Origin of the sequence: Paraburkholderia nodosa, from assembly GCF_001718195.1 — a bacterium.
Lineage (GTDB): Bacteria > Pseudomonadota > Gammaproteobacteria > Burkholderiales > Burkholderiaceae > Paraburkholderia > Paraburkholderia nodosa_A.
In genome coordinates this window covers 260,636-282,298 of sequence record NZ_MCNV01000003.1, presented here as the reverse complement: position 1 = coordinate 282,298, position 21,663 = coordinate 260,636, and the positions used below count along the sequence as shown (strand labels likewise).

At 63.8% G+C, this 21,663-nt stretch carries 19 protein-coding genes and 1 other RNA gene; 14 read left to right on the top strand and 6 right to left on the bottom strand.

Features of this window, described 5'->3' with window-relative positions; genetic code table 11:
* Positions 1 to 5: 5 nt before the first annotated feature.
* Both BFD71_RS07555 and BFD71_RS07550 read right to left on the bottom strand, forming a co-directional pair.
* Positions 6 to 1,577: a formate dehydrogenase beta subunit gene (locus tag BFD71_RS07555; RefSeq protein ID WP_069262649.1), complete on the bottom strand. Its 1,572-nt coding sequence runs from the start codon at positions 1,575 to 1,577 to the stop codon at positions 6 to 8.
* Positions 1,574 to 2,086: an NAD(P)H-dependent oxidoreductase subunit E gene (locus BFD71_RS07550; RefSeq protein WP_069262945.1), complete on the bottom strand. Its 513-nt coding sequence runs from the start codon at positions 2,084 to 2,086 to the stop codon at positions 1,574 to 1,576. The genes BFD71_RS07555 and BFD71_RS07550 overlap by 4 nt, the downstream gene beginning before the upstream one ends.
* A 130-nt stretch (positions 2,087 to 2,216) precedes the next feature.
* Here BFD71_RS07550 and BFD71_RS07545 point away from each other — a divergent pair, with 130 nt between their 5' ends.
* Together BFD71_RS07545 and BFD71_RS07540 are read left to right on the top strand one after the other, a co-directional pair.
* Positions 2,217 to 3,314, top strand: coding sequence for a substrate-binding domain-containing protein (locus tag BFD71_RS07545; protein WP_069262648.1), 1,098 nt, complete (start codon positions 2,217 to 2,219; stop codon positions 3,312 to 3,314).
* A 112-nt stretch (positions 3,315 to 3,426) separates the two neighbouring features.
* Positions 3,427 to 3,693: a hypothetical protein gene (locus BFD71_RS07540; RefSeq protein ID WP_069262647.1), complete on the top strand. Its 267-nt coding sequence runs from the start codon at positions 3,427 to 3,429 to the stop codon at positions 3,691 to 3,693.
* A 187-nt stretch (positions 3,694 to 3,880) separates the two neighbouring features.
* Here BFD71_RS07540 and ssrA read toward each other — a convergent pair.
* The 4 genes from ssrA to ompA form a co-directional block, all read right to left on the bottom strand.
* Positions 3,881 to 4,250: a transfer-messenger RNA gene (gene ssrA / locus BFD71_RS07535) on the bottom strand.
* Positions 4,251 to 4,353: 103 nt separating this feature from the next.
* On the bottom strand, positions 4,354 to 5,076 hold the full coding sequence (locus BFD71_RS07530) for an HAD-IA family hydrolase (RefSeq protein WP_069262646.1): 723 nt from the start codon (positions 5,074 to 5,076) through the stop codon (positions 4,354 to 4,356).
* An 86-nt stretch (positions 5,077 to 5,162) separates the two neighbouring features.
* Entirely contained in the window at positions 5,163 to 5,861 is a 699-nt protein-coding gene (gene ubiG, locus BFD71_RS07525) for a bifunctional 2-polyprenyl-6-hydroxyphenol methylase/3-demethylubiquinol 3-O-methyltransferase UbiG (protein WP_069262645.1), read from the bottom strand.
* Between the two features lie 214 nt (positions 5,862 to 6,075).
* The gene (gene ompA, locus BFD71_RS07520; protein WP_042260999.1) at positions 6,076 to 6,720 is read right to left on the bottom strand and encodes an outer membrane protein OmpA; all 645 of its coding nucleotides are present in this window, start codon (positions 6,718 to 6,720) and stop codon (positions 6,076 to 6,078) included.
* Positions 6,721 to 7,283: 563 nt separating this feature from the next.
* On the opposite strand from ompA, the gene gyrA reads away from it, so the two are divergent.
* The 12 genes from gyrA (at position 7,284) to lapB (ending at position 21,596) form a co-directional block, all read left to right on the top strand.
* The gene (gene gyrA, locus BFD71_RS07515) at positions 7,284 to 9,893 is read left to right on the top strand and encodes a DNA gyrase subunit A (RefSeq protein ID WP_083245119.1); all 2,610 of its coding nucleotides are present in this window, start codon (positions 7,284 to 7,286) and stop codon (positions 9,891 to 9,893) included.
* Between the two features lie 196 nt (positions 9,894 to 10,089).
* The gene (locus BFD71_RS07510; protein WP_069262944.1) at positions 10,090 to 10,698 is read left to right on the top strand and encodes a DUF2059 domain-containing protein; all 609 of its coding nucleotides are present in this window, start codon (positions 10,090 to 10,092) and stop codon (positions 10,696 to 10,698) included.
* 235 nt (positions 10,699 to 10,933) lie between these two features.
* On the top strand, positions 10,934 to 12,016 hold the full coding sequence (serC, locus tag BFD71_RS07505) for a 3-phosphoserine/phosphohydroxythreonine transaminase (RefSeq protein ID WP_069262943.1): 1,083 nt from the start codon (positions 10,934 to 10,936) through the stop codon (positions 12,014 to 12,016).
* A 62-nt stretch (positions 12,017 to 12,078) separates the two neighbouring features.
* The gene (gene pheA / locus BFD71_RS07500; protein WP_069262643.1) at positions 12,079 to 13,164 is read left to right on the top strand and encodes a prephenate dehydratase; all 1,086 of its coding nucleotides are present in this window, start codon (positions 12,079 to 12,081) and stop codon (positions 13,162 to 13,164) included.
* Between the two features lie 128 nt (positions 13,165 to 13,292).
* Positions 13,293 to 14,414, top strand: coding sequence for a histidinol-phosphate transaminase (gene hisC / locus BFD71_RS07495; protein WP_069262642.1), 1,122 nt, complete (start codon positions 13,293 to 13,295; stop codon positions 14,412 to 14,414).
* A 31-nt stretch (positions 14,415 to 14,445) separates the two neighbouring features.
* Positions 14,446 to 15,390, top strand: a complete 945-nt coding sequence (locus BFD71_RS42070) for a prephenate dehydrogenase (protein ID WP_256094521.1) — start codon at positions 14,446 to 14,448, stop codon at positions 15,388 to 15,390.
* Positions 15,391 to 15,471: 81 nt separating this feature from the next.
* Positions 15,472 to 16,776 carry a 3-phosphoshikimate 1-carboxyvinyltransferase gene (gene aroA / locus BFD71_RS42065; RefSeq protein ID WP_069262640.1) on the top strand — a complete coding sequence of 435 codons (1,305 nt, stop codon included), beginning with the start codon at positions 15,472 to 15,474 and terminating at the stop codon, positions 16,774 to 16,776.
* A gap of 28 nt (positions 16,777 to 16,804) precedes the next feature.
* Positions 16,805 to 17,500 (top strand): (d)CMP kinase, encoded by a 696-nt coding sequence (gene cmk / locus BFD71_RS07480; protein ID WP_028208177.1) that lies wholly within the window; start codon positions 16,805 to 16,807, stop codon positions 17,498 to 17,500.
* 188 nt (positions 17,501 to 17,688) lie between these two features.
* Complete coding sequence (gene rpsA, locus BFD71_RS07475) at positions 17,689 to 19,419, top strand: 30S ribosomal protein S1 (protein ID WP_069262639.1); 1,731 nt, start codon at positions 17,689 to 17,691, stop codon at positions 19,417 to 19,419.
* A 25-nt stretch (positions 19,420 to 19,444) separates the two neighbouring features.
* Positions 19,445 to 19,768, top strand: a complete 324-nt coding sequence (locus BFD71_RS07470) for an integration host factor subunit beta (RefSeq protein WP_027817382.1) — start codon at positions 19,445 to 19,447, stop codon at positions 19,766 to 19,768.
* Positions 19,769 to 20,062: 294 nt separating this feature from the next.
* The gene (locus BFD71_RS07465) at positions 20,063 to 20,356 is read left to right on the top strand and encodes a lipopolysaccharide assembly protein LapA domain-containing protein (protein ID WP_028208175.1); all 294 of its coding nucleotides are present in this window, start codon (positions 20,063 to 20,065) and stop codon (positions 20,354 to 20,356) included.
* Between the two features lie 64 nt (positions 20,357 to 20,420).
* Positions 20,421 to 21,596, top strand: coding sequence for a lipopolysaccharide assembly protein LapB (lapB, locus tag BFD71_RS07460; protein WP_069262638.1), 1,176 nt, complete (start codon positions 20,421 to 20,423; stop codon positions 21,594 to 21,596).
* Positions 21,597 to 21,663 lie beyond the last annotated feature (67 nt).

Below are 21,663 nucleotides of genomic sequence, written 5' to 3'. Positions count from 1 at the left end.
CTCGTTCAGGCGGCCGCCGGTTGCTGGCCTGCTTGTTGGGCGACGGGTTCGAGACCGAAATCTTCAGGGAAATGGTTGAGTGCGGAGATCACGGGGTAGGGCGTCATGCCGCCCATCGCGCACAGCGAGCCGGACACCATCGTGTCGCACAGGTCGCGCAGCAGCGTAACCTGCTTTTCGGACGTGTCGCCCTTGCGGATCTTCGCGATCACCTCGACGCCGCGCGTCGAGCCGATGCGGCACGGCGTGCACTTGCCGCACGATTCGAGCGTGCAGAACTCCATCGCGTACTGCGCGAGTTCGGCGAGATTCGACGTGTCGTCGTGCACGACCAGGCCGCCGTGGCCCACGACCGCGCCAACGGCCGCATACGCTTCATAGTCCATGGGAATGTCCCACTGGCTTTCGGGCAGATAGGTGCCGAGCGGGCCGCCCACCTGCACCGCGCGTGCCGGACGGCCGCTGGCGGTGCCCCCGCCGTAGTCGACCATCAGTTCGCGCAGCGTCACGCCGAACGCAAGCTCCACGAGCCCGCCGCGCGCGATATTGCCCGCGAGCTGAAACGGCAGCGTGCCGCGCGAGCGGCCCATGCCGAAGTCCTTGTAGAACGCCGCGCCCTTCGCGAAGATGATCGGCACCGTGGCGAGCGTGATGACGTTGTTGATGACCGTGGGCTTGCCGTACCGGCCGGCGAGCGCCGGCAGCGGCGGCTTGGCGCGCACGATGCCGCGCTTGCCCTCGAGCGACTCGAGCAGCGCCGTTTCCTCGCCGCATACGTAGGCGCCCGCACCCTTGGCCACGAACAGTTCGAAGCGCTTGCCGCTGCCGAGCACGTCGTCGCCGAGCCAGCCGGCAGCACGTGCGCGGCGAATGGCTTCTTCGAGCGCTTCGATCGAATGCGGATACTCGCTGCGCACGTAGATATGGCCCACGGTCGCGCCCACCGCGATGCCCGCGATCGTCATGCCCTCGATCAGCACGTACGGATCGCTTTCCATGACGAGGCGGTCCGAGAACGTGCCCGAATCACCTTCGTCTGCGTTGCAGACGATGTACTTCTGGTCGGCATGCGCGTTCGCAACCGTGCGCCACTTGATGCCGGCCGGGAACGCCGCGCCGCCGCGGCCGCGCAGGCCCGACTCGAGCAGCGCTTCGCAGATATCGGCGCCGGTCATCTTCAACGCATTGCGCAATCCTTCGAGGCCGCCGTGGGCGACGTAGTCGTCGGTGGAAAGCGGGTCGGTGATGCCGATGCGCACGAACGTGAGGCGCTGCTGCTTGCGCAGATACGGAATTTGCTCGACGAGGCCGACGCTGCGTGCGTGCTGGCCGCCTTGCAGGAAGCCGGCGTCGAAGAGTGCGCCGACTTCATCGGGTTCGACGTTCGCATAGCCTACGCGGCCATCGGGCGTTTCGATTTCGACGAGCGGTTCGAGATAAAGCAGGCCGCGCGAGCCGTTGCGCACGAGTTCGATGCTCGCGCCGCGCGCGGCGGCTTCGCGTTCGATGGCCTCGGCGATGGCATCCGCGCCGAGCGCAAGCGCCGAGGAGTCACGGGGAACGTAGACGCGAGTCATGCGGCCTCCTCGGTGCGCACGGTCGCGAGCGCGGCTGCGTAGAGCTTGTCGAACTTCTGCGGGGTCACTTTTGCGTGCAGCGTGCCGTTAATCATCATGGTGGGCGAGAGCGCGCATTGCCCGAGGCAATAGACGGATTCGAGCGCGACCGGGCCTTCATGCGCGTGCGCGTGTTCGGCGTCGTGGCCGTGCTGTCGGAACCGGCAGCCGGTATGCGACTCGACGTGCTGCGCGAGCGCCTCGCTGCCCATGCTGCGGCAGGCCTCGGCGCGGCACAGCTGAACCGTGACCGGCGCGGGCGGCGCAGTGCGGAAGTGGTGATAGTAGGTGATCACGCCGTGGACCTCGGCGCGCGAGAGATTCAGCGCCTTCGAGAGCGGCACGACCGTGGACGGCGGCACGAAGCCGACTTCGTCCTGGATCGCATGCAGGATCGCAAGCAGCGTGCGGCCTGGTTGTGCGTGACGCAGGACGAGATCGTCCGGCGCGCTAACAGCTGTCTCTTCCATCATGGGGCTTCTCCTGGGCATATATGCACTTGTTATTCATAAAGTGTGCATCTATGCTGCGGTTGTCTTGTTGTCTGACCGAACAATAGGCCCGTGGAAAGGCAGACGCAATAGGAAGGAAAATTTCATAATGATCAAGGTCGAGTGCCATGCGCAGCTAGTCGTGCGCGACGCGGACGGCCGCGAGGCAAGCCTGACGGACGTTGTACCGTTGCTTGCGCTCGTCGCCGAGGAAGGAAGCATTGCGCAGGCCGCGCAGCGTAAGGGTTTGTCCTATCGCCATGCGTGGGGCGTTTTGCGTGAAGTCGAGGAGCGCCTGGGGGGCGCGTTGATCGCGAAAGCGCGTGGCCGCGGCTCCGTTCTCTCCGAATTGGGCGAGGCTGTGCTGCGCTCCCAGCGCCTGTGCGGGGAGCGGCTGCAGGGCAACCTCGAGGCGCTGGCCAGTGAAGTGGCGAGCGACCTGAACCGCTGGCTCGCGCCCGACGCTCAGGATCTGCGCATCCATGCTTCGCACGGCTACGCGGTGGCGGCGCTCGTGACGGCGCTCGTCGCCGACCAGGTGCCCGTGGAGATCAAGTACCGCGACAGCGTCGATGCGATCACGGCGCTCGCGCGCGGCGAATGCGATCTTGCCGGCTTTCATCTACCGCGCGGCGATTTTCGGGCCGCCTGCGCCAACGCCTACCGGAGCTGGCTCGACCCGCAGCGGCACGTGCTCATCCATCTCACGCAGCGCAAGCAGGGACTCTTCGTCGGGCGCGGCAACCCAAAGCAGATCACAGGTCTCGCCGACCTCGCGCGCGGCGATATCCGTTTCGTGAACCGGCCACCGGGCTCGGGCACGCGCATGCTGATCGATCTGCTGCTCACGCGCATCGGCGTCGATCCTGAGCGCGTGAACGGTTATGCGTCGTCGGAACTCACGCATTCGGCGATCGCGGCATTTGTGGCGAGCGGAATGGCCGACGTGGGCTTCGGGGTTGCGCCGGCGGCGCACCATTTCGGGCTCGATTTCATTGAAATTGCCGACGAAGACTACTATTTCGCGTGTGATCGCGGCCACCTCGCGCACGAGCCGCTGGCGACCGTGCTCGGTTTGCTGCGCGGTGCGGGGTTCCGCGCATCCGTTGCGCAACTGGAGGGATACGATCCGGCGTCGTGCGGCGACGTGTTGGAACTCGAAGCCGCATGGGGCGGGCCGCTCGAGGGCGAGGCGCGGCCGTTGTAACAGAAGGCAATGGAATGGTCGGACTATGCTGCAGACTGAGGCGCTTTTTGTGATACTTTCAGTTTGTATTCGCTCTCACGTTTCAGATGCGCGCCCGTCGCGCCGATCGACCATGAAATTTGTCCTCAAAGTTGGTGCCGCGGCCGCAACGGCGGCAGTGTTGTTTGCTACGTTCAACGTTGCCTTTGCGCAGAATTCGCCGGGCGTGCCTGGCGGTATTCTGAGCGATCAGTTCAAGTTTAACGAGCATCCCCAGATGCAGTTCGCCGCTTCGGCGCCGTCGGCCAAGTATCAGCATGGCAAGCCGACTGCCGCACGCAAGCGTGGCGATCTGGGTGATCAGAACGGCTGTAATCTGCAGTGCCCGCAGGACAATTGATGATCACGGGGCGCACGCGAAAGTTGCGCCGCTTGTGGAGCAAAGAAAAACTCGCGAGGCCTGAACGGGCCGTCGCGAGTTTTTTTCTGTGCGACTGGCTAGAGTGAGGACTGCAGCAAGCAAAAAGCCCCGACAGCCTTGCGGCGCCGGGGCTCGAGTCCGTTCGTCGTGGACGAAAGGAAAAATCTGGTGGAGCCGGCGGGAATCGAACCCGCGTCCAGAAGCAGTCCATAACCAGTTCTACATGCGTAGTTCTGTCGTTTGATTTAACCGGAGCGACGCGGACGAACACGCTGCGCTACGGCGATTCACTGAATTTTCGACCTTGGCGTCGTGACGCCACCAAGGCTTAACTGACGTAAATGACCTCTGGCGGTATTGCTACCGGTCTTGCGACGCTAGCCCGTCAGTGAGCCAGGCAGAGGACGGCGGCCCTTAGGCTGCCAGTGCGAACGTATCGTCGTTTGCAGTTACGTTTTTCCCATTGATTAACGAGGTGACGGGTCCTCGGCATGCCCTGATTACTTCATAACCCCTGTCGAAACCAAGTCGGCCCCAGAGGACGGAACAATTATCCCATAGTTCGCCATATGAGGCGAACCGTGCCCGGTTCAAGGGCGCGCGGGGCTCTTCGCGATCAAAAGCCGCTGTAACACCGCCTCAGGCCGCCTTGCCGATGTGCTGAAGCAGGGCGAACAGTGCCGCCGTGGTGTCCGCGACATATTGCGCGTCCCACTGCGAGGGCGGTACGTCGTTGCCGCAGTAGCCGTAGGCGGCGGCGATCGTCGCCATGCCCGCCGCGGCGCCCGCCTGCACGTCGCGCAGATCGTCGCCGACATAGACCACGCGCTGCGGCGCAATGCCGAGCGCCTCGGCCGCGTGCAGCAATGGCGCCGGATGCGGCTTGGAATAGGGCGTCGTATCGCCGCTCACCACGCAGCTAGCGCGCGTGTCCAGATGCATCAGTTTCACGAGCGGCTCGGTGAGACGGGCGACCTTGTTGGTCACGATGCCCCAGCGCACGCCGCGTGCGTCGAGGTCGTCGAGCACCGCATCGATACCGGCGAAGAGCGCCGTCTCGATGCGCAGATTCGCCTCGTAGTTGGCGAGAAACTCCTCGCGCATGGCGGCGAACTCGCGATCGTCGGGGCCGATCCCGAACGCGCCGCCAATCAGGCCGCGTGCGCCCGCCGAAGCGAGCGGACGCAGCTTCTCGAGCGGCGTGGGCACGAGACCGCGCGCGTGGCGCATCTGGTTGACGGCGGCGGCGAGGTCCGGGGCCGTATCGGCGAGCGTGCCGTCGAAGTCGAACAGCACGGCGTCGCAGGCGGCAAGCGCTGCGGCGCTCTCCGCGGCAGGTTGGGCGTTCGTGGGTGAATTCATGTCTGGAAGCGATGGCGCGGCGCGCCGGTGTGCAGGGAATGCCGCCGGAGCAGGGTGATCCGGCGGCGCCGCTCGCGCAAGAGCCGTCAGGCGCCGCGCCGGCAAGCGATCATGTAATTGACGCTGGAGTCGTTCGACAGCGCGAAGTGCCGCGTGAGCGGGTTATACGTGATGCCCTTGATCTCGGCGACGTGCATGCCGGCGTCACGCACGAACGCGGCAAGCTCCGAGGGGCGGATGAAGCGCGCGTAGTCGTGCGTGCCCTTGGGCAGCATCTGCGCGATGTATTCCGCGCCGATCACGGCGAGAAGATACGACTTCACGTTGCGATTGAGCGTCGAAAAGAACACCCAGCCGCCAGGCTTCACTAGCGTCGCGCAGGCCTTCACGACTTCGGCGGGCTGCGGCACGTGTTCGAGCATTTCCATGCAGGTCACGACGTCGAATGACGCCGGTTCGCGCGCGGCGATCGCTTCGGCTGCGATCAGCTCGTAGTCCACCGTCACGCCGCTCTCGAGGCTATGCAGGTCGGCCACGCCGAGCGCCTCGCGCGACAGGTCGATGCCTTTTACGGTTGCGCCGAGTCCCGCCATCGATTCGGAAAGGATGCCGCCGCCGCAGCCGATGTCGAGCACGCGCCTGGAAGGCAGATGCGCATGGCTGTCTATCCAGGCGAGGCGAATGGGGTTGAGTTCGTGCAGCGGCTTGAATTCGGCGTTCGGGTCCCACCAGCGATGAGCGAGATCGCTGAATTTCTGCAGCTCGTGGGGATCGGCATTCGTCATGTCGTGGCAGCCTGAAGCGCGGTACGGGTCGGAAAGAATAAGCCCAGAGTATACAGGCGGGTGCACAGGGCAGCAAAATGCCGCGCCGTGCCGTCAGGCTTTCCGGAACGATGACGCCGCGCGCAGACAGGCGAAATGAAAGAAGGATAAAGCGCGGGATAAAAAAAGCCCCGCCGAAGCGGGGCTTTTGAGACTTGCGGTCGAGCGCTCGCGATTACTGCTTTTGCGTGCCGACGACTTCGACTTCCACGCGACGGTCCGGTGCGAGGCAGGCGATGAGAGCCTTGCGGTTCTTCTGGTTGCAGCCCGTCGTAACCGGGTTGCGCTTGCCCTTGCCTTCCGTGTAGATACGCTCTGCCGGAACGCCCTTGCTGACGAGGTACGACTTGACGGCTTGCGCACGGCGCAGCGACAGACGGTCGTTGTAGGCGACCGAGCCGATACGGTCGGTGTAGCCCGTCGCGACGACGACTTCGAGGTTCAGAGCCTGGATCTTGCTTGCCAGGTCGTCCAGCTTTTCCTTACCAGCCGGCTTCAGGATGGCCTTGTCGAAGTCGAACAGGGCGTCAGCCTGGTACGTGATCTTCTGGCTGGTGATGGCCGGCGGCGGCGGAGCGACCGGCGGCTGCGGTGCCTGGGCGACCAGGGCGCCATCGCACTTGGCGTTGGCGGTGGCCGGCGTCCAGAATGCATCGCGCCAGCAAAGCTCGTTCGTGCCGTTCATCCACACGTATTCGCCGGTACCATTCACCCAGTTGTCATTGACGGCTTGTCGCGACGCCGGCACCGATTGTGCCTGAGCGGATGCAGCCACAACTGCGGTAGCTGCAATGAACGCGAGCTTTGAAAGTTTATTCATATTTCTCCTCTCGAAATTGAGATTACCGCAGGTTTACTGCGAGCCATATGACGAAGACAAGTCATACATTGCTCGAAGTATAACATTGGCAAGTTGTGGGGAACGCTTTGCGTTGTGTAGACTTCGAGCAGTGTCTAACTTTGTGCGTTGGCATTTTGCCATATCGTTCCCCTCCGACGATAAAAAAAATCCGCCCCTTTCACTGCTGCTGGTCGAACGTGGTACGCCCGCAACAAAAAAGTTCCCTTAATTTTACCTGGTATTGCGCCTGGGTAGCGGGAGCGTCACACATTGTCATCCAAATCAGTGGCGATGCATCTGATTCCGGTTCGCACTGCGGCGTTTGCGCCACGCTCAAGGCGCTTTTGAGCCCTTCGGCTTCACTCCTCTAATAGGTATACGCAGGCGGCGGGCGAGGGTGTCGTGCATGGTAGAATCGCGTGATGCGCTGCGTCCGCGGCGTCCATGCGACAGCTGGGCGTCCCGCGGTGACTGCGGCGACCTCCGCTCTACAAGTTGGGGCGAGGCGCTAGTACACCGCGTGCCCAAATAAGACATCGATAATGGATCAATTCGCCAAAGAGACTCTGCCAATCTCCCTCGAGGAGGAAATGCGCCGCTCGTATCTCGATTACGCGATGAGCGTGATCGTCGGGCGAGCACTTCCGGATGTTCGTGACGGCCTGAAGCCTGTCCACCGGCGCGTGCTCTATGCAATGCACGAGCTGAATAACGACTGGAACCGCGCTTACAAGAAGTCGGCGCGTATCGTCGGCGACGTAATCGGTAAGTACCACCCCCACGGCGACACGGCTGTCTACGACACGATCGTGCGGATGGCGCAGAACTTCTCCCTGCGCTACATGCTGGTCGACGGCCAGGGTAACTTCGGCTCCATCGACGGCGACAACGCCGCCGCCATGCGATACACCGAAATCCGCATGGCGAAGATCGGCCACGAGCTGCTGGCCGACATCGACAAGGAAACGGTCGACTTCGGGCCGAACTACGACGGCAGCGAGAGCGAACCGCAGATCCTGCCGGCGCGCATCCCGAACCTGCTCATCAACGGTTCGTCGGGTATCGCGGTCGGCATGGCCACGAACATTCCGCCGCACAATCTCAACGAAGTCGTCGACGCTTGCCAGCATCTGCTGAAGACCCCGCAGGCAACGATCGACGAGCTGATCGAGATCATTCCCGCACCCGATTTCCCAACCGCCGGCATTATTTATGGCGTCGCCGGCGTGCGCGACGGCTATCGCACCGGCCGCGGCCGCGTCGTGATGCGCGCGGCTACGCACTTCGAGGAAATTGATCGCGGTCAACGCATGGCGATCATCGTCGACGAACTGCCGTATCAGGTGAACAAGCGTTCGCTGCTCGAACGCATTGCCGAGCTCGTCAACGAGAAGAAGCTCGAAGGCATCTCCGATATTCGCGACGAATCGGACAAGAGCGGCATGCGTGTCGTGATCGAGCTCAAGCGCGGCGAAGTGCCCGAGGTCATCCTCAACAATCTGTACAAGGCGACGCAGCTGCAGGACACGTTCGGCATGAACATGGTCGCGCTGGTGGACAACCAGCCGAAGCTGCTGAACCTGAAGGAAATGCTCGAGCATTTCCTCTCGCATCGCCGCGAAGTGCTCACGCGTCGCACGGTGTACGAGCTGCGCAAGGCGCGCGAACGCGGCCACGTGCTCGAAGGTCTCGCCGTTGCGCTCGCGAACATCGATGATTTCATCGAGCTCATCAAGGCCGCGCCCACGCCGCCCATCGCGAAGCAGGAGTTGATGAATCGCTCGTGGGATTCGTCGCTCGTGCGCGAGATGCTCACGCGCGCGGAGCAGGACAATGCGGCGGCAGGCGGGCGCGAAGCCTACCGTCCGGAAGGGCTGAACCCGCAATATGGTATGCAGGCCGACGGCCTCTACCGTCTGTCCGACACGCAGGCGCAGGAAATCCTGCAAATGCGCCTCCAGCGCCTGACCGGCCTGGAGCAGGACAAGATCATCGGCGAGTACCGTGAAGTGATGGCGCAGATCGCCGACCTGCTCGACATCCTTGCGCGCCCTGAGCGCGTAACTGTCATGATCTCCGACGAACTCACCTCGATCAAGAGCGAATTCGGCGACGCCCGCCGCTCGAAGATCGAGATGAACGCCACGGAGCTCAACACCGAAGACCTGATCACGCCGCAGGACATGGTCGTGACCATGTCGCACGCCGGCTATGTGAAATCGCAGCCGTTGTCGGAATATCGCGCCCAGAAGCGCGGAGGTCGCGGCAAGCAGGCGACTTCGATGAAGGACGACGACTGGATCGACACGCTCTTCATCGCCAACACGCACGATCACATCCTGTGCTTCTCGAATCGCGGTCGCGTGTACTGGGTGAAGGTGTATGAAGTGCCGCAGGGTTCGCGCAACTCGCGCGGCCGTCCGATCGTCAACATGTTCCCGCTGCAGGACGGCGAGAAGATCACGGTCGTGCTGCCGGTCAAGGAATTCTCGGCCGACAAGTTCGTTTTCATGGCCACGGCGCTGGGCACGGTAAAGAAGACGCCGCTCGAAGCCTTTAGCCGCCCGTTGCGCAAGGGTATTATTGCGGTCGGTCTCGACGACGGCGACTATCTGATCGGCGCCGCGATCACCGACGGCGAGCACGACGTCATGCTGTTCTCCGACGCCGGCAAAGCGGTGCGCTTCGACGAGAACGACGTGCGCCCGATGGGCCGCGAAGCGCGCGGCGTGCGCGGCATGCAGCTCGAAGACAATCAGCAGGTCATCGCGCTCCTCGTGGCGGGCGACGAGCAGCAGTCGGTGCTCACCGCGACCGAGAACGGTTATGGCAAGCGCACCCCGATCACGGAGTACACGCGCCACGGCCGCGGCACGAAGGGCATGATCGCGATCCAGACGTCGGAGCGCAACGGCAAGGTGGTTGCGGCCACACTCGTCGACTCCGAAGCGCAGATCATGCTGATCACCACCACGGGCGTTTTGATTCGCACCCGCGTGTCGGAAATTCGCGAAATGGGCCGTGCAACGCAAGGTGTTACACTCATCAGCCTTGACGAAGGTACGAAGCTTTCCGGACTGCAGCAGGTCGCCGAAGCGGACGCAGAAGTGGACGCCGAAGGTGAGGGCGAACCGGGCGAAGGCGAAGAGTGATGCGTCATCCTGGCCCGCACAAGCGTGTTCAATCGATGCGCTTACGCGGACTTTAAGGTGGGTTTCAGCGAACCTTGTTAGTGTCAGCGAAATGAATGGTGTGCCGGGCGGACCGGTGAGCGGGCGCAGAACGCAATGCGGCGCCCCGCAGTCCGCGCGGCAGCGCAAATCGATTAATTTCTCAAAGGGAGTAATGATGCAAAAACGATTCAAGCAGGTGATGTTGCTGGCCGCTCTCGTGCCGACGTTTGCCATGGCTCAGGCGCTCCAGAACCAGGCGCCCGCCCCCCAGGCACCGGCAGCGGCTGCAGCACCCGTCGATCCGGCCAAGCAAGCCGCGATCAAGGACCTGCTCGACGCGATCGACGCACAGAAGCTCGTCGGCGCAATCGGCAACAGCGCCCAGATGCAAGCCAAGCAGCTCGTCCCGGCCATCCTGTCGGACGCGCTCTCGGAAAACAAGACGATGACGGACAAGCAGAAGCAAGCTGCCGTGCCGTCGCTGCAAAAGAACGCCGTGCCGAAGCTGGTTGACTCGGCGGGCCAGGTCTTCGCGACCGACTCGTTCAAGACGGACGCCATGCAAGCTCAGTACGACGCCTACGCGAAGTATTACAGCACGCAGGAAATCAAGGACCTGACGACGTTCTACCGCAGCCCGACCGGCCGCAAGTTCATTCAGGTTCAAGACCAGGTTGGCCGCGACGTCGTGAACAGCCTGATGCAGAAGTACATGCCGCAGTCGATCAAGGCAACGCGCGACCAGGCCGACAAGGAAGTCGCTTCGGTCAAGGTCGGCAAGTAAGCCTGGCAAATGAGCCCGGCACTTAAGCCCTTCAGGTCCGCAGCCATGATGCACGGTCGCGGGGCCGGATCGGCCGCATAGACCGGGAAGCCCACTGCCGCGCGGTGCGTGGCGGGTTCCCGGCGACAATGCGATAATGGTCGTTTGCGCGATGAGCGCAAGCGGCCATTTTCTTTTTTCTGGCGTGTTTTCCGGCGGTTTTTGCCACAGCGCCTGCCTCGGGGATCTCTTTACGATGCGCGTCTACAACTTCTCAGCCGGGCCGGCAGCGTTGCCAGAGGAAGTCCTGCGTCAGGCCGCTGACGAAATGCTCGACTGGCACGGCAGCGGCATGGGCGTGATGGAAATGAGCCATCGCGGCCCGGAATTCATGCAGATCCACGCCGAGGCGCTGCTCGATCTGCGTGAGTTGATGCAGGTCCCCGCAAGTCACCAGATTCTGTTCCTGCAGGGCGGCGGCATCGGCGAAAACGCGATCGTGCCGCTCAACCTGTTCGGTTCGAAGCCGCGCGCCGATTTCGTCGTGACCGGCTCCTGGTCGCAGAAGTCGCAGAAGGAAGCGCTCAAGTACGGCGAAGCGCATATCGCCGCCACGGGCCGCACCGAGGCCGGCTTCACGCATTCACCGCCGAAGAGCGAGTGGAAGCTCTCCAGCGACCCGGCCTACGTGCACCTGTGCACGAACGAGACGATCGACGGCGTCGAGACCTTCGAGATTCCCGACCTGGGCGACATTCCGCTCGTGGCCGACGCCTCGTCGCACATCCTCTCGCGCCCGATGGACATCGCCAAATACGGCGTGCTTTACGGCGGCGCGCAGAAGAACATCGGCATGGCGGGCGTGACGGTCGTGATCGTGCGCGAGGACCTGCTCGACCGCTCGATGCCGATCTGTCCTTCGGCGTTCGAATGGAAGACCGTGGCCGCGAACAACTCGATGTTCAACACGCCGCCGACCTACGCGATCTATATCGCCGGGCTCGTGTTCAAGTGGTTGAAGCGTCAGGGCGGTCTCGAAGTCATCGAGGCGCGCAATGTGGAAAAAGCGAAGCTGCTCTACGACACGATCGACGCGAGCAGCTTCTATATCAACAAGGTGGAGCGCCGCGCGCGCTCGCGGATGAACGTGCCGTTCTTCCTCGCCGACGAAACACGTAACGCAGATTTCCTCGCCGGCGCCAAAGAGCGCGGGCTGTTGCAGCTGAAGGGCCACAAGTCCGTCGGCGGCATGCGGGCATCGATTTACAACGCGGTGCCGCTCGAAGCAGTGAATGCGCTGGTCGAGTACATGAAGGAATTCGAGGCGAAGCACGCGTAAGCGCTCCTCGCTCACGGGCGAAGCGGCGCCGCGCGCATCCTTTCAGATTGCCGGTTTCACGCATGGACGACGAACTCAACTCCCAACTCAAGCCGCTGCGCGAACGCATCGATGCGATCGACGCGCAGCTCATCGCGCTCCTGAACCAGCGCGCCTCGGTCGCGCTCGAAGTAGGCGAGGTCAAGAAGCATTTCAACGCGCCGGTGTTTCGCCCGGAGCGCGAGCAACAGGTGATCGAGCGCCTGCAGAACATGAGCGACGGCCCGCTCGGCAACGATCACATCAGCGCGATCTGGCGCGAGATCATGGCCGCGAGCCGTTCGCTCGAAAAGACGATTTCGGCCGCGTTCCTCGGCCCGGTCGGCACCTATAGCGAACAGGCGATGTACCAGTACTTCGGTCAGTCGATCGAAGGCCTGCCGTGCCCGTCGATCGATGAGGTGTTCCGCTCGGTCGAGGCGGGCGCCGCCGAGTTCGGCGTCGTGCCGGTCGAGAACTCGACCGAGGGCGCCGTTTCGCGCACGCTCGACCTGTTCCTCGAAACGCAGCTCGTCATCGGCGGCGAAATCGCGTTGCCGATTCAGCACAATCTGATGACGCAAAGCGGCAACCTGCAAGGCGTTACGCGCGTGTGCGCGCATCCGCAGGCGCTTGCACAGTGTCAGCACTGGCTGACGGCGAACGCGCCGCAGCTCGAGCGTCAGAGCGTGTCGAGCAACGCGGAAGCCGCGCGCCTCGCCGCCGCCGACCCGACGGTCGCCGCGATTGCGGGCGATCGCGCCGCCACGCACTACGGTCTCCTGATCGCAAACGCGCTGATCCAGGACGACCCGCACAACCGCACGCGCTTCGTCATGATCGGCAAGCAGCCGGCGGGCGCGACGGGGCGCGACCAGACCTCGATGATCGTGTCGGTGAAGAACGAGCCGGGCGCGGTGTACAAGCTGCTCGAGCCGCTCGCGCGCCACAGCGTGTCGATGACGCGATTCGAGTCGCGGCCGGCGCGCCTTGGCAGCACGTGGGAGTACTACTTCTACATCGACTTCGAAGGTCATCGTGACGAACCCGCCGTGGCCGCCGCGCTCGACGAACTCAGCAAGAAAGCCGCGTATCTGAAGATCCTTGGTTCGTATCCGCGCGCACGCTAAGGCGTGGAAGGTGCGGGCGGCCCGCCGCCAATCGCCGCCCGCCGCATGAGAATGCCGGGCGGCGCGCCTTTCCGATCCGTCCGGTAGAGACCGTTGTACGCCCGGCGCCTTGAGCCCTGGAGAGACGCATGACCACGCAATTCGGCCCCTCGTATGTGCGCGCCATCGCGCCTTACATCGCTGGCAAACCGATTTCCGAAGTCGCGCGCGAGTTTGGACTCGACGAAGCGCGCATCGTGAAGCTCGCGTCGAACGAGAATCCGCTCGGTATGCCCGAATCGGCGCAGCGCGCGATCGTGCAGGCCGCGAGCGAACTGGGCCGCTATCCCGATTCGAACGCGTTCGAGCTGAAGGCTGCGCTGGCCGCGCGCTACGACGTGCCGCCCGAGTGGATCACGCTCGGCAACGGCAGCAACGACATTCTCGAAATGGCCGCGCATGCGTTCGTCGAGCGCGGTCAGGCGATCGTTTATTCGCAGTACTCGTTCGCGGTCTACGCACTCGCGACGCAGGGCCTCGGCGCGCGCCATATCGTGACGCCGGCCGTGCACTACGGCCACGATCTCGACGCGATGCTGGCGGCGATCGACGAAGACACGCGTCTCGTGTTCGTGGCGAACCCGAACAACCCGACCGGCACGTTCGTCGACGGCGCGACGCTCGAGGCGTTCATCGCGAAGGTGCCCGCGCATGTCGCGGTCGTGCTCGACGAGGCGTACACGGAGTACCTCGCGGCTGAGAAGCGCTATGACTCGATCGCGTGGGTGCGCCGCTATCCGAACCTGCTCGTTTCGCGCACGTTCTCGAAAGCCTACGGACTCGCCGGCCTGCGTATCGGCTTCGCGATCGCCCAGCCGCAACTGACCGATCTGCTCAACCGTCTGCGCCAGCCGTTCAACGTCAACACGCTCGCGCAGGCCGCTGCGATTGCCGCGCTCGGCGACACGCCGTTCCTCGAGCGCAGCGCGGCGCTCAATGCCGAGGGCTATCGCACGCTTACCACGGCGTTCGAGCGCCTCGGCCTCGAATACGTGCCTTCGGACGGCAATTTCGTGCTGGTGCGCGTGGCGAAGGACGCAACGGACGACGGCGCCGGCGAGCGCGTGAATCTCGCGCTGCTCAAGCAAGCCGTGATCGTGCGTCCGGTGGGCAACTATGGCCTGCCGCAATGGCTGCGTGTGACGATCGGCTTGCCCGAGGAGAACGCGGCATTCGTCGCGGCCCTCGAGCGAGCGCTTGGCGCGCAATGAGCGCGCAACCCTTACTTTTTTCGGTGACGTCGTGAGTGCGTTTTCGTTTAACAAACTGGTGATTTTCGGCGTGGGCCTGATCGGCGGGTCGCTCGCGCGCGCGTTGCGCGAGCGAGGCTCGCACGGCGGCGAAGGCGCGCAGGTGATCGGTGTGGGCCGCAGTGCAAAGTCGGTATCGCGCGCGCTCGAACTGGGCGTGATCGATGCCGCCGCGACGCTCGACGACGAAGCGGCGCTCGCCGCCGCGCTCGATGGCGCCGACATCGTGCTGATCGCCGCTCCCGTTGCGCAAACCCAGGCCCTGCTCGAGCGCATGGCGCCGCACCTGGGGCAAGCAACCATCGTCACCGACGCCGGCAGCACCAAGAGCGACGTGATCGCCGCGGCCCGTGCCGCGCTCGGCGCGCGCATCGCCCAGTTCGTGCCGGGGCATCCCATCGCCGGGCGCGAATCGAGCGGCGTCGACGCCGCGTTGCCCGATCTCTACGTCGGCCGCAACGTCGTGCTGTGCCCGCTCGCGGAAAACGCGCCGGCATCGGTCGAGCGCATCGCCGCGATGTGGCGCGCCACGGGCGCATTGATCGGCGAGATGCCGGCCGCGCAGCACGATCGCGTGTTCGCTTCGGTGAGTCACTTGCCGCATGTGTTGTCGTTTGCGCTCGTCGACCAGATTCTCGCTTCGCCCGACGCCCAGTTGAAATTTTCGTTCGCGGCAGGCGGTTTCCGCGACTTCACGCGCATTGCCGCGTCGAGCCCCGAAATGTGGCGCGACGTGTGCCTCGCGAACCGCGCCGCGCTGCTCGCCGAACTCGACGGCTACACTGAAGTGCTGGCGAAGCTGCGCGCGGCCATCGACGCCGGCGACGGCGCAGCGCTCGAAACCGTGTTCGCGCGTTCGCGCGCCGCGCGCGAGGCGTGGCAGGAGCGCGGCGGCAAGGGCGCGGCGGCGGCCATCGATACAGCACCAGGCAAATAAGCAAGCAGGACCCAGCCCGACGGCGCGAGCGCCGCAACCCAGGCAACCTCAGGTAACACCAGGCATTCTCAGGACACGCTCATGGAACACCTCGATCTCGGACCGTTCACCCGTGCGTCCGGCACGATCCGTCTGCCCGGCTCGAAGAGCATCTCGAACCGCGTGCTGCTGCTCGCCGCGCTGGCCGAGGGCGAAACGACCATCACGAACCTGCTCGACTCCGACGACACGCGCGTGATGCTCGACGCACTGGAAAAGCTCGGCGTGAAGCTCAAACGAGAGGACGACACCTGCGTCGTGCAGGGCACGCGCGGCGCGTTCCAGGCGGTGCGCGCGGATCTCTTCCTCGGCAACGCAGGCACGGCGGTGCGTCCGCTCACGGCCGCGCTCGCGGTGAACGGCGGCGACTACCGCATTCACGGCGTACCGCGCATGCACGAGCGACCCATCGGCGACCTCGTGGACGGCCTGCGCCAGATCGGCGCGAAGATCGATTACGAAGAAAACGAAGGCTATCCGCCGCTGCGCATCCGCCCCGCGCCGGTTTCGGTCGAGGCGCCCATCCGCGTGCGCGGCGATGTGTCGAGCCAGTTCCTCACGGCGCTTCTGATGACGCTGCCGCTCGTGCGCGCCAAGGACGGCGTGACGATCGTCGAAGTGGACGGCGAACTGATCTCCAAGCCCTACATCGAAATCACGATCAAGCTGATGGAGCGCTTCGGCGTGAAGGTCGAGCGCCACGGCTGGCACCGCTTCGAGATCCCGGCGGGCGTGCGCTACCAGTCGCCGGGCAAGATCATGGTCGAGGGCGATGCATCGAGCGCGTCGTACTTTCTCGCCGCGGGCGCGATCGGCGGCGGCCCGCTGCGTGTGGAAGGCGTGGGACGATCGAGTATCCAGGGCGACGTTGCGTTCGCCGCGGCGCTCATGCGCATGGGCGCGAACGTCACGGTCGCCGATGACTGGATCGAGGTGCGCGGGATCGGCAACGATCACGGCAAGCTCGACCCCATCGACATGGACTTCAACCTGATTCCCGACGCAGCGATGACGATCGCCGTGGCGGCGCTCTTCGCCGACGGCGCAACTACGCTACGCAACATCGCGAGCTGGCGCGTGAAGGAAACCGACCGCATCGCCGCGATGGCCACGGAACTGCGCAAGGTGGGCGCGAACGTGGAAGAGGGCCCCGATTACCTGATCGTGCGTCCGCCCGAGCAACTCACGCCGAACGCCGCGATCGACACCTACGACGATCACCGCATGGCGATGTGCTTCTCGCTCGTGAGCCTCGGCGGCGTGCCGGTGCGCATCAACGACCCGAAGTGCGTCGGCAAGACGTTCCCCGATTACTTCGAGCGCTTCCTGGCGCTCGCGCAACCTTGATTCAAATGAAGCCGAGTACCTTTGCCGCATGAAATCGACCCGTCCCTTTTATCCGACGCCCGTCATCACGATCGACGGCCCGACTGCTTCCGGCAAGGGCACGGTGGCCGCGCTGGTCGCCGCGCAGCTCGGCTTTCACCTGCTCGACAGTGGCGCGCTGTACCGCCTGGCGGCGCTCGCGAGCATGCGCTACGCGATTGCGGCCGACGACGCCGAGAACCTTGCGAAGCTGATCGACGATCTCCATATCACGTTCCGCGAGGGGCTTGCGCAGCTCGATGGCGTTGACGTTTCGAACGAAATCCGTGCCGAGGAAGTGGGCAACCGCGCCTCGATGATCGCTGCGCATCCGGCCGTGCGCACCGCGCTCGTGGCGCGCCAGCGGGCGTTTCGCAAGCTTCCCGGGCTCGTTGCGGATGGCCGCGACATGGGCACCGTGATCTTCCCGGACGCCGTTCTGAAGGTGTTTTTAACGGCCAGCGTGGAGGCCCGTGCGGCCCGCCGGCATAAGCAATTGATCCAAAAAGGTTTTTCTGCTAATATGGATGACTTGCTTCGGGATTTGCGTGGACGCGACGCGCGCGACAGTAACCGCGCGGCCGCACCGCTCAAGCCTGCAGCAGATGCGCAGCTTCTCGATACTTCGGCGCTCTCCGTCGACCAGGCGGTCGAACAGGTGGTGCAGTGGTATCAGGAGTCTAGCCAACTGCGGCCCGTACGGTAATCCGCGAACGGGGCAAAGCGCAGTAAAGAAAGCAGTAAGCAGTAAGCAGTACGAGTAGGTGCCCTGGAAAGCAACAGGGCGTGTGTTAAACCCTTTAACCCCGTATGGCTTTTGCATCTGCGCCGCGAGCATCGTGTTCCGGCCTCAACGCCCGGCAGTCAAGACCGACTGGCGAGGTAGCGAAAACCATGCAAATCCAGATTTTTATGTCCGACCTGCAAACCTCCACCCCGAATACCGAATCTTTCGCGGCTCTGTTCGAAGAGTCGCTGACCCGCCAGGACATGCGCGCCGGCGAAGTGATTTCCGCCGAAGTCGTGCGCGTCGACCACAACTTCGTGGTCGTCAATGCTGGTCTCAAGTCCGAAGCCTATATTCCGCTCGAAGAATTCCTGAACGACGCGGGTGAAGTGGAAGTGCAGGCGGGTGATTTCGTTTCCGTCGCGATCGACGCGCTGGAAAACGGCTACGGCGACACCATCCTGTCGCGCGACAAGGCGAAGCGTCTCGCTTCGTGGCTGTCGCTGGAAAAGGCTCTCGACAACAACGAACTCGTGACCGGCACGATCACGGGCAAGGTCAAGGGCGGCATGACCGTCATGGTCAACGGCATCCGCGCGTTCCTGCCGGGTTCGCTCGTCGACACGCGTCCGGTCAAGGACACGACGCCGTACGAAGGCAAGACCCTCGAATTCCGCGTCATCAAGCTCGACCGCAAGCGTAACAACGTCGTGCTGTCGCGCCGCGCAGTGATCGAAGCCACGCAAGGCGAAGAGCGCGCAAAGCTGCTCGAAACGCTCAAGGAAGGCGCGATCGTCAACGGCGTGGTCAAGAACATCACCGACTACGGCGCGTTCGTGGACCTCGGCGGCATCGACGGCCTGCTGCACATCACCGACATCGCATGGCGTCGCGTGCGTCACCCGAGCGAAGTTCTCTCGGTTGGCCAGGAAGTCACCGCGAAGATCCTCAAGTTCGACCAGGAAAAGAACCGCGTTTCGCTCGGTATCAAGCAACTGGGCGACGATCCGTGGGAAGGCATCTCGCGCCGTTACCCGTCGGGCACGCGTCTGTTCGGCAAGGTCACGAACATCACCGACTACGGTGCGTTCGTCGAAGTCGAATCGGGCATCGAAGGCCTGGTTCACGTGTCGGAAATGGACTGGACCAACAAGAACGTTGCTCCGTCGAAGGTTGTCCAGCTGGGCGACGAAGTCGAAGTCATGGTCCTCGAGATCGACGAAGACCGCCGCCGCATCTCGCTCGGCATGAAGCAGTGCAAGCCGAATCCGTGGGATGACTTCAGCCGCAACTTCAAGAAGGGCGACAAGCTCCAGGGCGCGATCAAGTCGATCACCGACTTCGGCGTGTTCATCGGTCTGCCTGGCGGCATCGACGGTCTGGTTCACCTTTCGGACCTGTCGTGGTCGGAAGCTGGCGAAGAAGCCGTTCGCAAGTACAAGAAGGGCGACGAAGTCGAAGCCGTGGTTCTGGGCATCGACGTCGAGAAGGAACGCATTTCGCTCGGCATCAAGCAGCTCGAAGGCGACCCGTTCAGCAACTTCGTTGCTGTCAACGACAAGGGTTCGATCGTCGACGGCGTGGTCAAGTCGGTTGACGCCAAGGGCGCAGTCGTGACGCTGAACGCCGACGTCGAAGGCTACCTGCGTGCTTCGGAAATCGCGCAAGACCGCGTGGAAGATGCTCGCAACGTGCTGAAAGAAGGCGACAAGGTCAACGCGATGATCATCAACATCGATCGCAAGTCGCGTGGCATCAACCTGTCGATCAAGGCGAAGGACTCGGCTGAAACGCAGGAAGCCCTGCGCACCATGTCGGCTGATTCGGGTCAGGCTGCCACCGGCACGACCAACCTCGGCGCGCTGCTCAAGGCCAAGCTCGACGGCCAGAACCAGTAAGCCTCAAACGGGGGCAAGCTGAAGTATGACCAAATCTGAATTGGTCGCGCAGCTGGCTACGCGATTTCCGCAACTTGTTCTCAAGGACGCGGATTTCGCGGTCAAGACGATGCTCGATGCGATGTCCGAGGCGCTTGCCAAGGGCCATCGCATCGAAATTCGTGGCTTTGGCAGCTTCGGCCTGAATCGTCGGCCGTCGCGCGTCGGTCGCAATCCGAAGTCGGGTGAAAAGGTGCTGGTGCCTGAGAAGTTCGTGCCGCACTTCAAGCCGGGCAAGGAACTGCGCGAGCGCGTCGACCGTAATTCGGGCGAGCCGCTGAAGGCGGACGAGCCGGACGACGACCTGTAAGCGTTGGATCGTTTTCGATCGGGCGGTTGCGGTCGTCGGCGGTCAATGCCAGATGGCCAGAATGCATGGACCGGTAAAAAGCGCTGGGGTGAACAACCCCGGCGCTTTTTTTTCGTCTGCGCCTTTTCGACGCGGTTAGTTCCGGCAAGCCAGGTTGCCTGGCTCAGTGCTCGCTCACACGTGTCGGCCCGCGAGCCGTTCAATTACAATACGGGACACTTCGGCGCGGCTTGTGCTGCGGCGCAGCATGTCCGCCGTGCCGGCGCCTTTCTCAACTGCCAAGAGAATCCTTCAATGAGATTGATCGCCTGGGTGATCCGTGTGCTGGTGTTCGTACTGCTGCTCGTCCTTGCGCTCGCCAACACGCAAACCGCGACGCTGAACTTTCTGGCCGGATATTCGTGGCAGGCCCCGCTGATCCTGATCGGCCTCGCGTTTTTTGTCGTGGGGCTGCTGGCGGGGCTGCTTTCCGCGCTGCCCGGCGTGTTCCGGCTGCGCATGGAAAACGGCCGCCTCAAGCGCGACTTGCGGGTGGCGCGTGAAACGCCCACGCCGAGCGTCGAGCCGCCGCTGCCGCCGCTTATCTGATTTGTATTGCCGTGCCGCGCGCCTGAGCGCGTGCGGCTGATTTTCCGCTCATACCATCGCTCGCATGGATCTCGATTTTTGGTGGCTCCTCGTCATTCCCGTGGCTTTCGCGCTCGGCTGGATGGCGTCGCGCTACGACCTGAAGGCACTGCTTTCCGAAAGCGCCAACCTGCCGCGCTCGTATTTTCGCGGCCTGAATTTTCTGCTCAACGAGCAGCCGGACAAGGCCATCGACGCGTTCATCGAGGTCGCCAAGCTCGACCCCGAAACCGTCGAGCTGCACTTCGCGCTCGGCAATCTGTTTCGCCGCCGCGGCGAGACCGACCGCGCGATCCGCGTGCATCAGAATCTGCTTTCGCGTTCCGACCTGCCCGTGAACGAGCGCGACCACGCGCTCTATGAACTCGGCCAGGATTTTCTGAAGGCCGGCATGCTCGACCGCGCAGAAGAGACCTTCGGCAAGCTCAAGTCGGGCGACTTCGCGCTCGGCGCTCAGCGTGCACTGCTCGCGATCTACGAGATCGAGAAGGACTGGAACCGCTGCATCGACACGGCACGTCATCTCGAAACGATGGGCGCGGCGTCGCTCGACCTCGAGATCGCCCAGTTCCACTGCGAACTCGCGCAGGAAGCGCTCCAGCAGAAAAAGCCCGACGAAGCGCGCCGTCAACTGGCGCTCGCGCTCAAGGCCAATTCGCAGAACGTGCGCGCGACGATCCTCGCAGGCGACGTCGATGCGGCAAGCGGCGATTGCGAGACTGCGCTTGGCCACTGGCGCGATGTCGAAGCGCAAAACCCCGCTTATCTGCCGCTCGTCGCCGAAAAGGTCATGAAGGCCTACGAGACCCTCGGCCGCGCCGAAGAGGGCGCACAATTGCTCACGACGTGGGTCGACGCGTATCCGTCGAACGATCTGCTCGACGTCGCCTACAAGTATGTCGCCGCGCTGCGCGGCCCCGATGCGGCGCACGCGCTCGCCCGCACGCAGATGCAGAAGTCGCCGAACCTCGCCGGCATGGCGCGCCTGCTCGAAGCGCAGCAGGCCACGGCCGAAGAGCCGCGCCGCAGCGAACTCGAGCTGATGCGCAAGCTGCTCCAGCAGCGCACCAAGAACCTGCCTCGCTACACCTGCCAGAACTGCGGATTCCGGGCGCGCCTGTTCTACTGGCAGTGTCCGGGCTGCAGCGGCTGGGAAACCTATGCGCCGCGCCGTGTCGAGCCGGTTCCCGCGTCGAGCTGAGCCTTAAGGGCGCGCGTGCCCAGCCCGGCACCAGCCGGCCGCGCCCACAATCATTCCAACATCCGCA